This window comes from Streptomyces sp. A18, from assembly GCF_059026065.1.
Genome location: NZ_JBWLKL010000001.1, coordinates 148,524 through 164,335 on the forward strand (window position 1 = coordinate 148,524; position 15,812 = coordinate 164,335).

Annotated in this window: 12 protein-coding genes; 3 read left to right on the top strand and 9 right to left on the bottom strand. The window is 72.1% G+C overall.

The window, feature by feature from the left end:
• The first annotated feature begins 177 nt into the window (after positions 1-177).
• Both AC5P1C_RS00760 and AC5P1C_RS00765 read left to right on the top strand, forming a co-directional pair.
• Positions 178-2,625 (top strand): ATP-binding protein, encoded by a 2,448-nt coding sequence (locus AC5P1C_RS00760; RefSeq protein WP_493863651.1) that lies wholly within the window; start codon positions 178-180, stop codon positions 2,623-2,625.
• 77 nt (positions 2,626-2,702) lie between these two features.
• Positions 2,703-4,112: a phosphatase PAP2 family protein gene (locus tag AC5P1C_RS00765; protein WP_493863652.1), complete on the top strand. Its 1,410-nt coding sequence runs from the start codon at positions 2,703-2,705 to the stop codon at positions 4,110-4,112.
• Position 4,113: 1 nt separating this feature from the next.
• Here the strand turns inward: AC5P1C_RS00765 and AC5P1C_RS00770 are convergent, their stop codons facing one another.
• Genes AC5P1C_RS00770 through AC5P1C_RS00780 form a run of 3 tightly spaced genes read right to left on the bottom strand, consistent with a single transcriptional unit; the run spans position 4,114 to position 7,895 of the window.
• The gene (locus AC5P1C_RS00770) at positions 4,114-5,265 is read right to left on the bottom strand and encodes an LCP family protein (RefSeq protein WP_493863653.1); all 1,152 of its coding nucleotides are present in this window, start codon (positions 5,263-5,265) and stop codon (positions 4,114-4,116) included.
• Positions 5,266-5,280: 15 nt separating this feature from the next.
• Positions 5,281-7,407, bottom strand: coding sequence for a bifunctional polysaccharide deacetylase/glycosyltransferase family 2 protein (locus AC5P1C_RS00775; RefSeq protein ID WP_493863654.1), 2,127 nt, complete (start codon positions 7,405-7,407; stop codon positions 5,281-5,283).
• Entirely contained in the window at positions 7,404-7,895 is a 492-nt protein-coding gene (locus AC5P1C_RS00780) for a hypothetical protein (protein WP_493863655.1), read from the bottom strand. The genes AC5P1C_RS00775 and AC5P1C_RS00780 overlap by 4 nt, the downstream gene beginning before the upstream one ends.
• 503 nt (positions 7,896-8,398) lie before the next feature.
• Here AC5P1C_RS00780 and AC5P1C_RS00785 point away from each other — a divergent pair.
• Positions 8,399-9,712, top strand: a complete 1,314-nt coding sequence (locus AC5P1C_RS00785) for a phytase (RefSeq protein ID WP_493863656.1) — start codon at positions 8,399-8,401, stop codon at positions 9,710-9,712.
• Between the two features lie 49 nt (positions 9,713-9,761).
• Here AC5P1C_RS00785 and AC5P1C_RS00790 read toward each other — a convergent pair whose 3' ends face one another.
• The 6 genes from AC5P1C_RS00790 to AC5P1C_RS00815 all read right to left on the bottom strand — a co-directional run bounded on the left by AC5P1C_RS00790 (position 9,762) and on the right by AC5P1C_RS00815 (position 15,793).
• Positions 9,762-10,469, bottom strand: a complete 708-nt coding sequence (locus AC5P1C_RS00790) for a GntR family transcriptional regulator (RefSeq protein ID WP_493863657.1) — start codon at positions 10,467-10,469, stop codon at positions 9,762-9,764.
• A 52-nt stretch (positions 10,470-10,521) separates the two neighbouring features.
• A complete protein-coding gene (locus AC5P1C_RS00795; RefSeq protein WP_493863658.1) occupies positions 10,522-11,523 on the bottom strand; it encodes a proline racemase family protein in 1,002 nt (333 codons plus the stop codon).
• 49 nt (positions 11,524-11,572) lie between these two features.
• Positions 11,573-12,469, bottom strand: a complete 897-nt coding sequence (locus AC5P1C_RS00800) for a dihydrodipicolinate synthase family protein (protein WP_493863659.1) — start codon at positions 12,467-12,469, stop codon at positions 11,573-11,575.
• Positions 12,470-12,497: 28 nt separating this feature from the next.
• Entirely contained in the window at positions 12,498-13,916 is a 1,419-nt protein-coding gene (locus tag AC5P1C_RS00805) for an FAD-dependent oxidoreductase (RefSeq protein ID WP_493863660.1), read from the bottom strand.
• Between the two features lie 411 nt (positions 13,917-14,327).
• A complete protein-coding gene (locus AC5P1C_RS00810; protein ID WP_493863661.1) occupies positions 14,328-14,630 on the bottom strand; it encodes a (2Fe-2S)-binding protein in 303 nt (100 codons plus the stop codon).
• Positions 14,627-15,793, bottom strand: coding sequence for an NAD(P)/FAD-dependent oxidoreductase (locus tag AC5P1C_RS00815; RefSeq protein WP_493863662.1), 1,167 nt, complete (start codon positions 15,791-15,793; stop codon positions 14,627-14,629). Before AC5P1C_RS00815 ends, AC5P1C_RS00810 begins: the two co-directional genes overlap by 4 nt.
• Between the last annotated feature and the right edge of the window lie 19 nt (positions 15,794-15,812).

The following is a 15,812-nucleotide window of genomic DNA, read 5'->3' on the forward strand; positions in this document are numbered from 1 at the left end:
GCCTTGCGGCTCTCCGCCCCTGCGCCTCTCCGCCCCTGCACGCCGTCCCACCGGAGTGCCTTGCCCTCTCGGTACCCAAGTGCCCCACTACACAGTGCTTCTTGATCGCACTACGGTGTTCCTCGACACCCAGGGGGAGCTGACACAGCAGCTCAGCCGGTATGCGGAGGGGGCCAAGTGGCAGTCGAGGTGGCGGCGATCGCCGCGTCGGGGGCGACGAGCACGCTGGTCGGGCTCGCGGTCACCGAGGCGTGGACGCGCGCACGGACTCTCCTCACCCGGCTGTTCAGGGGGCGGCAGGACGTCACCGCCGCAGGAGACCAACAGCTCAGGGACGCCGTGGAGGAGTTGGCGGCGGCGCTCCAGTCGGAGGACCAGCACGCGCTGGCAGACGCCGCCGACCGGCTGCGCCGCAGGCTGCGTCACGCACTGCGGGAGGAGTCCGAGACCGCGCTCGAACTCGTCGCTCTGTTACGTGAGTTGAACCAAGAGGGCGAGCAGGAGCCCGCGTTCGCGACGGCGGCGACCGGGGCCACGGACGACCCGTCCGGCATCTCCTACGCCGTACCGCCCGCCCTGCGCCCGGATGGTCCTCCCTCCCAAGTCCCCGCCCTGCGGACCCGCTTCATCAACCGGGTCACGGAACTCGCCGACCTGGGGCGCACGTCGACGGGCGCCACCGCCGTCGTCTCGCACGTCGATGTCCGCGTACTCGCCGGGCCACCCGGAGTGGGGAAGTCCGCTCTGGCCCAGCACTGGGCGCACACGACGCGCGAGCACTTTCCCGGCGGACAGCTCTACGTCGACTTCGCGGCGCTGCGGGACCGCGCGGGCGTCGGCGCAGACGTGACGGACGCCGTCGGGCACTGCCTTCGGTCCCTCGGCGTCGACGACACGCTCCTGCCACCGTCCTTGGCCGAACGGACCGCGCTCTTCCGCAGCCGGACATCCGACCTGCGGGTGCTCCTCGTCCTGGACGACGTGACCTCACCCGCGCAGGTACGGGCCCTGATCCCGCAGGGGCCAGGCAGTGCCGTACTCGCCACGAGCACCGCGAGGCTCGGCGAACTCTCCCTCGACGGAGCCAGGCCACTGCCGCTGGAGCCCCTCACCCCGGACGCCGCGCTGCTCCTGCTGGCCGACCGATGCGGCGAGGAGCGGGTCGCCGCCGACTCGGATGCGGCACGCCGCGTGGCCGACCTGTGTTCGGGGCTGCCGGTCGCCCTTCATGTCGCCGCAGCACGCGTGGTGAACGACCGCCGTCTCACCTTCGCCGCGCTCGCCACCGAACTGGAGGACGAGCAGCACCGGCTGTCCGTCCTGAGTGTGGGAGGCCGGTCCCCGGTGTCCGCCGTCTTCGATGCCTCCTATCGGCAGCTGTCACCGGAGCTGGCACACGGCTACCGGCTCCTCGGGCGGATCCCCGGCCACTGCTTCGACACGGCGACGGCCGCTGCCGCGCTCGGCTCCGACGTGGCGGCAGCCCAACTGCTCCTCGACGTCCTGGAAGACATGAGCCTCCTGGAGGCGATGGAGGACCGCCGCTACCGGTTCCACGGACTCGTACGCGCCCACGCCCGTGAGCGTGCGGCGGCCGAAGAGCCGTCGCACGCCGAGGCCACGGTCGTACGGCGGGTGCTGAGGCACTACCTGGTCCTCACCGCACTCGCCGACCGCTCGGTCCGCGCCGACCGGACGCGCGTCACCGATCTGGGCCGCCTCCTGGCCGAGTGGGCGGACCCGTTCGCGACGCCGAGCGGCCCCGAGCCCCTGGACTGGCTGGCCGCCGAGCGGGCCAACATCATGGCGGTGCTCCGTGCCGCCGGCGCGCACGAGCTGTACACACCGGGATGGCAGCTCGCGGAGTGCTTCACCGTGCTGTTCCTGCACCACCGGCGCCTCGGCGACTGGAAGGAGTCCCTGGAGCTGGGCGCCCGGTATGCGCAGGCCGCCGTCGCCCCGGCAGCCGAAGCGCGGCTGCGCGCCCTGCTCTCCCGGCCGCTCATGGACCTCGGCGAACACGACCGGGCAGAGCGGGAGCTGACGGCGGCGCTGGCCTGTGCCGAGGTGTCGGGCGACGTGGTGCTGCTCGCGTCCGCGCTGGAGTTCTCCGGCCGCTACTGGGACCGGTTCGATCCGGCCCGCGCCATCGCGGCGTACCGGCGTTCCATGGAGCTGAACGCGCGAGCCGACGAACCGCGCGGAGCCGCCATCGCCGCCTTCTTCCTCGGGCGCGCCCAGGACGCGAACGGCGATTCCGCGCACGCGCTCACCACCCTTCGGGAGGCCCGCGCGGACCTGCTGTCGCTGCCCGACCCCGATCACCGCATGGCGGCCCGAGCCACCGCCGCGCTCGGCCGGGCCCTGGACCACCTGGGCCGGACCGACGAAGCCGTATCCACCCTGCGGGAAGGCGCGCGGACGCTTCGGGAGCGCGCGGCGTACGCCTACGAGGCCGAGGCCCTGCTCGACCTGGCGTCCATCGCCGAACGCCCCGGCGCCGACCGGTCCCGGCTCCGGGACGACCTGGTCAGGGCCCTGTCCATCCACGAGAAGATGGGCAGCCTGCTCGTCGAAGACCTGCGCGAGCGGTTGCGCGCCGCGGAAGGACCGGACGGGGCCTGAGCGGACGGGTCTGAGCGGACGGGTCACAGCGGACGGGATCACCGATCGGCTTCGCGGACGCGGGCATCAGGACTCGGATGGTCGATACCTATAGTTCTCGGGTGGGTTCACGAATACACCTCAGAGCTTGGTCCGCCGCGTGGCGTCGGCCACGGGCGGTCCTGTGGGTCACGGCTGGTGTGGTGGCCCTCGGGTTCCTCATCGCGCTGGAGATCGCCGCGCGGCGCTACGGCGGCGTGCCGGGGCCGATCACCAACCAGGCGCGGGAGGTGATCTTCGCCCCCAAGCCAGGACCGCTGTACGGCGGTCTGGCGTTGATGATGGTGGTGCTCACCTGGCGGCAGCGGTTCATCGCCGCCGGTGCCGCGATCGGCATCGACATCGTCTTCGTGCTGGCGCGGTGGGCGGTCGACGCGGACGTGCCCGAGGGGCAGTTCTTCGGCAATGGCGCACTGTGGGTGATGCTGGGCTGCGGGGTCATCGCGCTCACGCGCCGCACCGGCAAGGAACGTGTCCTGCTGCTCAAGGGCGTGGGCCTCGGCCTGCTGCTCGTGGCCGGCCGCAAGACCGGTGACACCTGGCTGCTCATCACGGCGAAGACCCGTCCGACCGTGCTCGACCCGTACGTGATGACCGCCGATCACGCGCTGGGCAACCCGTCCTGGCTGGCGGGCCGCATCCTCGATGCCAGCGGCTCCCTCGTCCCCCACGTCATCGACCTGGTCTACGCCCAGCTCGCGGTGGCCGCGGTCGTCGCCGCCCTCTACCAGCTGCGCAACGTGGCGACCGAGCGCCGTTTCCCGCGCCACCACCTCGTACGCACCTTCCTGCTGATAGGCCTGCTCGGCCCCGCCGTCTACATGATCTTCCCCGTGGTCGGGCCGATCTTCGCCTACGGGCCCGGCACCTCCGGCACCGGTGGCGTCCAGTGGGCGGTGGCCAATGTGTGGCCGCACACCCCGCCGCCGCTCGGCGTCCCGCACCCCGTGCCGTACGACGGGATCACCCCCCGCAACTGCATGCCCAGCCTGCACACGGCGTGGGCCACCGCGATCTTCATCCACTCCCGCAAGGGCCCGCGCCTCCTGCGCTACGCGGGGACCTTCTGGCTGGTCGCCACGCTCAGCGCGACGCTCGGCTTCGGCTACCACTACGGCGTGGATCTCGTCGCCGGCGTGGTGTTCGCGCTCACGGTCGAGGGAGCCCTGCGCGCGTACGACCGCGGCTGGGACCGGTCGGGGATCCAACTGGTCGCTCACGGCACTGCGGTCTTCGCCGCGCTCCTGGTGTCGTACCGCTATCTGCCGACGGAGATGGCCGCACACCCGTGGGTGTTCGGCCCCCTCGTCATGCTGTCGATGGCCTCGGTGATCTACGGCTACGTACGGACCACCGGAGCGTGGGAGCCGAAGCCCGGACCGGCGCTCCCTCCGGAGTCACGTGGACCGCGGGAACCACGTGAACCACAACCCGAACTGGTGGTCTGACTCACCGCCGGTCGTGCCGCCGGTCGTGCCGCAGGTCGTCGAAGAGGCGCGCCGACTTCTTCGCGTCCCACTTCAGTACGTTGCCCTTGGAGGTGGGGACGCCGAAGCCGGACACCGGGACGTTGAGCCGCCTGCCTTCTCCGCCCGAGACGCTCTGCACGGCGCGGAACATGTTGCTGAGGTCGCGCAGGCTCATGTCCTCGTCGACGATGAGCGTGTCGAGACCGGCCTGCATGGCCGGGCCGATCTCCGTCGGGTCGAGGAGGGTGCCTGGCCGGGCCGCCTGGTGGGCGAGGGTCGAGAGGAACTTCTGCTGGTTCTTCGACCGGCCGAGATCGCCCTCCTTCTCCTGGTGCCGCTGACGCACGAAGGCCAGCGCCTGCTTGCCGTCGAGGCGTTGACAGCCCTTGCGCAGGTCGGCGCCCGACTGCTTGTCCTTGATGTCCCGGTCCAGACACATCCGTACGCCGCCGATCGCGTCCACGATGCTCACGAACCCGGCGAAGCCGATCTCCGCGTAATGATCGATGCGCAGCCCGGTGTTCTGTTCGACGGTGTGCACGAGGAGTTCGGGGCCGCCGTAGGCGAAAGCGGCGTTCAGTTTGTCCCCCTCGGGCCGCTTGGTCTTGCCCGTCTTGGTGTCCAGACGGCCGGGCACGGTGACCCAGGAGTCGCGCGGCAGGCTGACCATGCTGGTCCCGTTGGCCCCGGTGTGCAGGAGCATCATCGAGTCGGTGCGCCGCCCGCCGCCCCCGCCTGCGCGCAGGTCCTGCACGGCGTCCGGCGAGAGCCCGTCGCGGCTGTCCGAGCCCACGATGAGGTAATTGGTGCCCTTGCCGGGCGGCGGGCGATCCCCGTACGCGCCGAGGTCGACCTCACGCTGCAGCCGTGTCTCGGCCCAGCCGTACGTGCCGCCCGCCGCCACGATCACACCGGTCAGCACCACGAGCGCCGCCCGCCGCAGCCTCCGGCGCTTCTTCGGATGCCGGGCATGGGCGCGCCGGGGCCCGTAGCGGGAGCTGGGGCGCTCGGCGAATCGCTCACGCGCGGTGGGGCCGCCTTCCGGGGCCGTGTCCGGGCCCTGGCCCGTGTACGAGTCCGGCGCCGCCGGGGGTATGGCGCTGTCGGCCCGCTGGTCAAGCGGGTCTGTCATGGTCCACTCCCTTGGTCACGTCCCTGGTCCGACTCGCTCGGCCGCTCGCCGGTTCCCCCGCGGCTCCACGGCGCTCTCCCCCGGGGGTGCTTCGAGCAGATACGGGTCGGCGGTTCCGGTGCGCTTCATGCTGTGCCACTTCAGGCGGGTGCCGAGCAGCGCCGTGATCACGGAGTGGATGACCACCAGGTACATCAACTGCCGGTAGACGAACTGCTGGAGCGGAAGGACCCACAGCACACGCAGCCGTTCGCGGTCCAGCCGCAGCGCGTACGCGGCGGTGACCAACTGGACGGCGAGGAAACCGAACCAGACGAGGGCCGCCTCCACCGGGTCGCGGAACAACGCGCCGAACAGGGCGAACATGTCCACCACCGGTGCGCACAGCGGCAACACGATCTGGAACAGCGTGACGTAGAGCATCACGCGCCGGCCGAAGCGTCCGGCGGGTCCGACCTCCACCGCCGCGTGACGGTGCTTCCACATCGACTGGAGCGTCCCGTAGCACCAGCGGTAGCGCTGTCGCCACAACTGCCGCACCGTGCTGGGCACTTCGGTCCACGCCACCGCCGACTGCTCGTAGACGACGCGCCAGCCGGCCCGCCAGAGCGCCATCGTGAGGTCGGTGTCCTCGGCCAGGGTCTCGTCGCTGACGCCGCCGACGCCCATCAGCGCGTCCCTGCGGTACGCGCCGATCGCCCCCGGCACGGTCGGCATGCACTCCAGGACCTCGAACATCCGCCGGTCGAGGTTGAAGCCGAGTACGTACTCCAAGTGCTGCCATTTGCCCAGCAGGCGGCGCCGGTTGCCGACCTTGGTGTTGCCGCTGACCGCGCCGACCGCCGGGTGGGCCAGCGGCTGGACGAGGCGGGCAAGGGCCTCGGGTTCGAAGATGGTGTCCGCGTCGACCATGACGACGATGTCGTGCCGGGCGTACGCCAGACCGGTGTTGAGTGCGCTCGGTTTGCCGCCGTTGGGCTGGCGGATCACCGTCACCCTCGGGTCGCCGATCTCCTCGGCGATGTCGGCGGTGGCGTCGGTCGAGCCGTCGTCGATCACGATGATCTGGAAGTGCGGGTGGGTGGAGGCGAGCAGCGAGTACACGGTGGAGGCGATGCCCGCCTCCTCGTTGTACGCGGGCACCAGGACCGTCACCGGGTCCCGCACCTCCCGGAGCCGTGGCGCACCGGGACGGTACCGGTGGTGTCTGCGCACGTGGAGCCGGGCGAACAGCGCGAACAGGAGCATCCGTAGGACGCCGAGCACGCCCGCGACGGTCAGCGTCCACACCATGACGGTGAGGAAGGCCTGCCCGAGGCGCTGCGACCAGATCAGGCCCTGACCCTTGACCTCTTGGGCGACCGGGACCCCGTCGACGAAGGAGGGACGGCCGAGGCCTCCGCTGACCGTGGTGAACGTCTTCACCCGGCGGTCCTTGAGCAGCTCCTCGGCCTCGCGGAAGCCGAGGTCGGTCTGGCTGTGCTGCGTCACCACTCCGCGCCATGGCTTGCGGTCCTTGCGGTCCGACGCGACCACCAGGTACCCCTGCTCCGCCGCGCGCTTGGCGGCCGTCCACTCCGGGCCGCAGAGCGTGTCCGCCGCCGTGGTGTGCGGAAGGCGCAGCAGAGTGGTGTTCACCCCGGCCGCGCCGGCCAGGGCGGCCTGGGTGAGCGAGAGTTCGAGACGCGCGCGCAGTGGTGACGCGACGCCGAGGTCGCCGCCGCTGTAGGTGTACGAGCCGACCTCGTGGCCCTCGCGCACGATCCGCCGCATCAGTTCGGGATGCCGGGCCACGTCCTTGCCGTGGACGAAGAAGGTGGCTCGTGCGCGATGCCTGCTCAGCAGATCCAGCAGACGCGGCGTCCACAGCGGGTCGGGCCCGCCGTCGAAGGTGAGCGCGACGGTTCTGGGCGGTACGCCCGTGGTGTCGACGCCGGTCGGGCCGAACCGCAGCAGCGGCTGCCCGTCGTCCGCCGCGCGCGGGATCGGCTTGGTGCACGGCGGTTTGGTGCGCGCGGCGTCGACCTGGTGGGTCGTCCAGCCCTCGAAGACGAGGGCGACGGTGACCACCAGGAGGAGCAGCAGGAGCACGAGCCAGTGTCCGCGCGGCGGGCGGCGGACAGCGGCGGCGCTCCCCCTCACTGCTTCGGGCCTCCGGCCGGCGGGGCGGATCTGCCGGCCGGCTGGCGGCGGTGGTCGTGCCGGTCCGCGTGGGCGGCCCCGGTCCGTACGTCCGAGCGGCCCTGCGGCGACGTGCGGGTGCCGTCCTGGCCGGTCGGCGCGGGTGCGTTCGTACTCGGCGGTTGCGTGCCGACGGGATTCCAGAGCTCGCTGATCAGCGTGCCTGCGAACAGCAGATAGCCGAGGCCGGCGCAGCCGACGACCAGGCCCAGACCTTGCAGAGTCCGTCTGCGCCAGCCCGACTGGTCGATGAAGACGGGAAGTTGGGGGTCGACGGGCCGCGGGCGGCGCGCCGCCGGATCCACCGGGTCCACCGGGGGTGCCTCCACCCGGTGCGGCGCGCGGTGCGCCACGTCCCGCCCGGTGTGCTGCGCCTGACGGGCAGCCTGGGGTGCGGACGGCAATCGCCCGTCGTGCGGTGTGCTGGCTATGTGGGGGGTGCCCTGCACTCGTGCTCCTGGTCTGCGGCCGCACACGCGCGGCTCTTTGTGTGGGGGGTACGGACCCGGGGGCCCGTTGTGCTGCGCGCGAGTAGACGTCGCAGCCGCATCCCGGTGCCCGGCGCGCACGGTGGGTTCCGTACGTGCGCATACGGTGCGCCCTTCCCGGGTGGGGCCGGGAAGGCCACGTACGCATGTGCCCTCACAAGGACCGGAAGGCCAGGGTGCAACCGTCAGCCATCACGCAGCCCCTGACCCTACTCGGGCGGACGGACGCGGTCACCCGGGTGCCGTGGCAACGGGCCGTCCCGGCCGCCGACGTCGTGGGGCGAACGGACGCGGGCAGGTGCGGGCACACGGGTCGGCGCGGACGGACACGGCAGGCGCGGACCGGTGCCACCGTCCGTTCATCCAGCGGTCCTCCGCCCGACTCCCCTTCTGCCGGGGGCCTTCACGGCAAGATCACATAGTGCTCTCTGTCATGGGATGCTCATGACAGAGAGGATTCTCACATGGCCAAGTCCCGTAGAAACCGGCCCGCTTATGGCCGGCTCGCCCTCGTCACGACCCTCGCGGCGTTCGCCGCGACCGTGCCCCTGAACTCTGGCGCCCTCGCGGCCACCGCTCTGCCCGCCGTCCAACCGCGCGCCGAGACCCCCGCCCTGCACGACGACGACGCGGGCGGCGACGCCGACGCCGACGACCCGGCGATCTGGCGCAACGCCGCCGACCCGGACCGCAGCCTGGTCGTCGCCACCGCCAAGCAGGGCGGGCTGCGCGTGTACGACCTCGCGGCGCGCGAGGTGCAGTCCGTTCCGGCGCCCACGCCCCCCGGCCCCGATGACGCGCCCGGCCGCTTCAACAACGTCGACCTCGTGCACGGCCTGCGCCTGCCGTCGGGCCGCGCGGACCTGGCGGTGACCAGCGACCGCGGCAGCGACCGGCTGCGCGTCTACCGCATCGACCGCGACCGCTCCGGCGGCCCGCTGACCGATGTCACCGACCCGTCCGCGGCGCCCGTCTTCTCGTCCTCCCAGGAGGAGATCAACGAGCAGCGCACCGCGTACGGTCTCGCGACGTGGACGGACCCGTCCACAGGCCGGTCGTACGCGGCGGTCAGCCGGCGGGAGCGGACCCGCATCGCGCTCCTCGAACTGACCCCGAAGAGCGACGGCACGGTCGGCTACCGCAAGGTCCGCGCCCTCGACCTGCCCGCCGACTTCCGCCTGCCGAACGGCACTACGTGGTCGCCGTGCGGCGAGCCGGGCGAACTGCCGCAGGTGGAGGGCATGGTCGTGGACCCGGCCAACGGCACGCTCTACGCGGGCCAGGAGGACGTCGGCATCTGGCGGCTTTCCGCCGACCTGAGGGACAAGCCCCAACTGGTGGACAAGGTAAGGGAATACGGCGTCCCCGGGACGTACGACCCTGCGACCGAGGAGTGCGTCGCGGGCGCCGATCCCGGCTACGGCGGCAAGCGTCTCAGCGCCGACGTCGAGGGGCTGACCCTCCTGAACGAGGACGACGGCGACGGCTATCTGCTGGCGTCCAGCCAGGGCGACAACACCTTCGCCGCCTACGACCGCGAGCTGTCCGACCGCAACGAGTACGAGGGCGGCTTCCGTGTCGCCGCCGCCTCCTCGACGCTCGACGGATCCGAGGAATGCGACGGCGCCGCGGTCCTCAACGAGCCGCTCGGCGACAGGTATCCGAACGGTCTGCTCGTCGTGCAGGACGGTCACGACGCGCCCGGCGACCCCGAACGGGCCTCCACCAACTTCAAGTTCGTGGATCTGGGCGACGTGCTCGACGCCGTCGACGACTGATCCACGGGCCGCGGGAAGCTCCTCCGGTGGACGAACACCCGCCGGAGGGCTACTCGGCCGCCCACAGGCCGCGCACGTGACCGAGATGACGGGTCATCACCTCGCGCACCGCCTCCTCGTCGCGGGCGAGCAGCGCGTCGAGGATCTCCAGGTGCTCCTCGGCCGACGCCTCCAGACGTCCGGCATCGACCAGCGCCTGCAGTCCGTACAGGCGTGAGCGCTTGCGCAGGTCGCCGACCACCTCGACCAGGTGGTCGTTGCCGCGGAGCGCGAGCAGACCGAGGTGGAAGCGGATGTCGGCCTCCACGTACGCGATGAGGTCGCCGTCCGCCGCCGCGGTGACGATCTCCTGGGCGACCGGCCGCAGCGCTTCCAGCGCGGCGGGGTCGGCCGATGTGGCGAGCTCCGCCGTGGTGGGGATCTCGATGAGCGCGCGGATGTGCTTGTACTCGTCGAGTTGCTTCTCGGAGACCGCGGTGACCCGGAAGCCCTTGTTCGGCACCGTGTCGACGAGCCCCTCCTTGGCGAGGTCGAGCATGGCCTCGCGCACCGGTGTCGCCGAGACGCCGAAGCGCACGGCGAGAGTGGGCGCGGAGTAGACCTCGCCCGCGCGCAGTTCACCCGCGATGAGCGCGGCACGGAGGGCGTCGGCGACCCGCTCGCGATAGCTGCTGCGCGTCCCGCCCAGATTGGGCAGGGTGGGGGCTGCGGATGCCGCGGGGGCTGCGGACGGAGCACGGTTGCGCTGGGCGGCCATGGGGGCGGTTCCTCCTGGGTGCAATGTCACGTGCCACGAGTATCCCAGCGATTCACAGGACGAACCCCGCCGGGAAGGGATCGTCCGGATCGAGGAGGTACTGCGCGGTGCCGGTCACCCAGGCGCGCCCGGTGAAGCTGGGCAGCACCGCGGGGGTGCCCGCGACCTCGGTGGTGCCGAGCAGTCTCCCGCTGAACTGCGTACCGATGAAAGACTCGTTGACGAACTCGGTGTTCAGGGGCAGCTCTCCGCGCGCGTGCAGCTGGGCCATGCGCGCGCTCGTCCCGGTGCCGCAGGGCGAGCGGTCGAACCAGCCGGGGTGGATGGCCATCGCGTGCCGGGAGTAGCGGGCGGTGGCGCCGGGCGCGTACAGGTGGACGTGGTGGCAGCCGCGGATGGACGGGTCCTCCGGGTGCACCGGCTCACCCTCGGCGTTGATCGCCTCCATCAGCGAGAGTCCCGCCGCGAGGATCTCGTCCTTGCGGTCGCGCTCGAAGGGCAGGCCGAACTGCTCCAGGGGCAGGATCGCGTAGAAGTTGCCGCCGTAGGCGAGGTCGTACGTCACCGAACGGCCGTCCGGCAGGCTGATCTTGCGGTCCAGGGCGACGGCGAAGGACGGCACGTTCTTGAGCGTGACGGCCTTCGCGGCGCCGCCCTCGACGGCGACCTCGGCGACGACGAGGCCCGCCGGGGTGTCGAGGCGGATCGTGGTGACCGGCTCGACGACCTCGACCATGCCGGTCTCGACGAGGACGGTGGCGACGCCGATGGTGCCGTGCCCGCACATCGGCAGATAGCCCGAGACCTCGATGTAGATCACGCCGTAGTCGCAGTCGGGCCGGGTGGGCGGCTGCAGGATCGCGCCGCTCATCGCCGCGTGGCCGCGCGGTTCGTTCGTCAGGAGCTGCTTGATGTCGTCGCGGTGCTCGCGGAAGTACAGCCTGCGCTCGTTCATCGTCGCGCCGGGGATGGTGCCGATGCCGCCGGTGATGACCCGCGTCGGCATGCCTTCGGTGTGCGAGTCGACCGCGTGCAGGACGAGTTTGCTGCGCATGGGCGTGGCCTTTCGTAACGAGTCCTACGAGGGCGGGTGCTCGGGGCGGCTAGGCGAGCCCGGCGGCGATGGCGCGTTCGGTGGCGGTGCGCACGGCCTGCTCCTGCTCGGGCAGCAGGGGCACGCGAGGCGGGCGGCAGGGGCCGCCGTGGCGTCCCGCGATGTCCATGGAGAGCTTGATGGCCTGGACGAACTCGGGCTTGGAGTCCCACCGGAGCAGGGGGTGCAGCTGCCGGTAGAGCTTGGTGGCCGTGCCCAGGTCGCCGGCCACCGCCGCGCGGTAGAGCTCGACGGACGCGGCGGGCAGCATGTTCGGGTATCCGGCGACCCAACCCTTGGCGCCCGCGACGGCCAGTTCGAGCAGGACGTCGTCGGCGCCGATCAACAGGTCGAGTTCGGGGGCGAGTTCGGCGATGCGGTAAGCACGCCGAACGTCACCGGAGAACTCCTTCACGGCGTGCACGTACCCTTCGGCGTGCAGCTTCGCGAGGAGTTCGGGCACCAGGTCGACCTTGGTGTCGATGGGGTTGTTGTACGCGACGACGGGGATGTCCGCCTTCGCGACCTCCTCGTAGTGCGCGAGGACGGAGCGCTCGTCGGCGCGGTAGGCGTTCGGCGGAAGGAGCATCACGGAGGCGCAGCCCGCGTCCTTGGCCTGCTCGGCCCAGCGCCGGGCCTCGGCGGATCCGTAGGCGGCGACGCCGGGCATCACGCGCTGCCCGCCGACCGTCGCCACGGCGGTCTCCACGACGTTGGCACGCTCCTCTGGGGTGAGCACCTGGTACTCGCCGAGCGACCCGTTGGGCACGACGCCGTCGCAGCCGTTCTCGACGAGCCAGGCGCAATGCTCTGCGAACCGGCCGTAGTTGACGGAGAGGTCGTCGTTCAGCGGGAGCGCGGTGGCGACGAGTACGCCGTGCCAGGGGCGGTTGCGGTTGGGGTTCATGGGCGTTCCCTTCGTTGTTGTGCGGCGGCTAGGAGGGGTCTGGGTCCTGCTGGTCGTCGTCGGTCCGCGCGAGTACGCCGAGCGGCACGGGCCGGGCGAACGGCCGCCGCGAGGACCGCTCCTCGCAGCCCGCGAGCCCGGCGACGGCCGCCGAGCACATCCGGCCCTGGCACCAGCCCATGCCGGCCCGGGTCAGGAGCTTCACGCTCCGCACGTCCGTGGCCCCGAGCTCCTCGACGGCCTCGCGGACGGCCGATGCCGGTACCTCCTCGCAGCGGCAGACGAGTGTGTCGTCGTGGAGCTGTTCGGCCCAGTGGGCGGGCGGCGCGTACACGGCGCGGAGGGCAGCGGCGAACTCCCGCATTTTCGTACGTGACTTGGCGGCGGCGCTCCAGGCGCGCGGGTCGGGTTCGTTCCCCCGCAGCCGGGCGGCGGCCGAGCGCCCCGCGATGTGTCCTTCGGCGAGCGAGAGGGCGGCGCCACCGATGCCGGTGGTCTCACCGGCGGCCCAGACGCCGGGGACGTCGGTGCGCTGCTCGGCGTCGACGGCGACGTTCACGCCCTCGACGCGGCAGCCGAGCCCTTCGGCGAGATCGGTGTGCGGCAGCATGCCGTGGCCGACGGCGAGGGTGTCGCAGGGGATGCGGCGCTCGGTGCCGGGTGTGACATGCCCCGCGGGGTCGAGGGCGGCGATGGTCACGGCGTGGAGCGTGTCCATGCCGTGGGCTTCGACGACGGTGTGCCGCGAGGCCAAGGGCACCCGGTGACGGGCGAGTTGGGCGAGGTACTGGGCCCCCTCGGCGAGCTTGTCCGGGTGGGCGGCGAGGGTCGCCGCGTGCCGGGCGAAGGCCTTCGGGTCGGCGGATTCGACGAGGGCGGCGACCTCGGCCCCGGCCGCCGCGAGCCCGACGGCGACGGGCATGAGCAGGGGCCCGGTCCCGGCCACGACAGCCGTCCGCCCCGGCAGCACGAGGCCTCCCTTGAGCATGGCCTGCGCACCACCGGCGGTGATCACACCGGGCAGGGTCCAGCCGGGGAACGGCAGGACCTTCTCGTATCCCCCGGTTGCCAGAAGCACGGCGTCGGCACGCACGGCAACGGACTCCGACTGCTCGGGCCCGAGCAGCGCATGCACGACGAAGCCGTCCACGACGCGCTCCACGAACCAGACATGACGCTCTGTCAAATGCGTGATCCGCCCCACCGCGATCTGTTCCGCCAGTCCATCCCGCAGCCGCTCCCACGTACGCCACTGGTGATGCAGGGCCTGCGGGCGGCGTGCGCCGAGCGCTTCGGCAGGCTGCCGGTAGAACTGGCCGCCTGCCTGCGGGGCGGCGTCGACCACCGTGACCTGTACGTCCCGCTGCGCGGCGGCCAGCGCGGCGGCGAGGCCGGCGGGGCCGGCGCCGATCACCGCCAGCGTCCTCGGCGGCTCCGTGCGCGGCATCACTGCCCGTCACCCCGCAGCCTTCTCTTGCCGACCGGGCCTCTCCCACGCACCCGCCCACAACCCCGCATCCACCCCTGCACGAACAAGCCTTCCCGCCCACCCGACCGATTGCCCCGCGGCGCCAGAGGATGGGTGGGGCGTTTGCGTGCAACAGCGGGGGTAGGTGGGGTGTGCGTGCAGCCGGGTGGGTCAGCAAGCGTAGGCAGGGTGCGACGTAGCCCGTGAGAGATCAGCCCCCACACGTCCGCAGCCGGCAGCGCTCCTGAGGGGACGTGCCGGTATGTCCGCCCGGAGCACGGCTCGCGACACTCCCCCGCCGAAGAAACCCCACGGTCACCGGAAGACAGCGAGGACGGACATACCGGCACGGCCCCGCCCCCAAGACGGGCCAGTACCGTACCCCCGCCGTCACGCAACGTTCTCATCGCCGCTCCTGATCACATCTCCCGGCGCCGCCGGAACCAGGCAAGCCCGTTGATTCGCCCGCCCGTTGACCTCCACCAGGCAGTCGAAGCAGACGCCGATCCCGCAGAAGACTCCCCTCGGCTCGCCCCTTCCCCGCGTCCTGCGCCACGACGTGATGCCCGCCGACCAGAGCGCGGCGGCCACCGTCTGGCCCGGTAGCGCCGGAATCTCGTGGCCGTCGAACGTGACCGTGTGCGGTGGGCCCGGGTGGGCCCGAGCCAGGGTCAGGGGGTTTCGTCTGCTCATGGCGTCTCCTCGGCGAAACGGTCCGGGCGGAACGGGGTCAGGTCCAGGTCCGGGGTCGCCCCGGTCAACGCCTGGGCGATCAAGTGGCCCGTACCCGTCGCGAGGCCGATCCCCGCGCCCTCGTGCCCGCAGGCGTGGATGAGCCCCGGCACGCGGGCGTCGGGGCCGATGGCGGGTAGGTGGTCCGGCATGTAGGGGCGGAAGCCCACGTACGCGCGCATCGCGCTGACGCCCTCCAGGAACGGGAAGAGCCGGGTCGCCCCTGCCGCGAGGGCCCGCAGCACCGGCAGGGAGATGGAGCGGTCGAAGCCGACCCGCTCTCGGCTCGCGCCGATCAGGATCGGCCCCGCGGCCGTACCCTCGACCACTGGCGACGTCTGGAGGGCGGCGGACCCGCTGGCCACGTCGGCCACGTAGTCGGCGGCGTACACCTTGTGCCGGACCATGCGCGGTAGCGGCTCCGTGACCAGGACGAAGCCCCGCCTCGGCAGCACGGGCAGGTGGGCTCCGGCGAGGGCGGCCACCTCGCCGCCCCAGGTGCCCGCCGCGTTCACGACGTACGGGGCGTGGATCTCCCCCCGGTCGGTGCGCACCCCGCGTACGTCGCCGCCCTCAGTCCGCAGCACGGCAGTGACCGCCCAGCCAGTTCGCAGACAGGCACCGAACTCCGTCGCCAGACGCACCAGTTGAGCCGCCGCCAGCGACGGCATCACCTGGCAGTCCTGCGGATAGAAGACGCCGCCCGCCGTGCCGGGCGCGAGGTGCGGCTCCAGTTCGTGCAGCTCGGAGGATGACACGGCCCGCGCGTCGACCCCTGCTTCACGCTGCCCCGCGGCGAACTTCCCCAGCGCCGCGAGCCCTTCACCGGACGACGCCACGACGACGCCGCCCTTCGCCTCGAACTCGATGCTCGCGCCCACGCCTGACTCGGAGGCGAGCTCCGTCCACAACCGCCCTGAAAGGAGGGCGAGTTCGAGCTCGGGGCCGGGCTCCTTGTCGGAGACCAGGAGGTTGCCCTCACCGGATCCCGTCGTGCCGCCGGCCACCGGACCCCGGTCCACCAGGACGACGGACAGTCCGGCCCGCGCCGCGTACAGGGCGCAGGCGGCGCCCACCATCCCGGCGCCGACTACCACAACATCGCAGGTCAGCCGCTTTGTCACGTCAGTACTATGTCACATG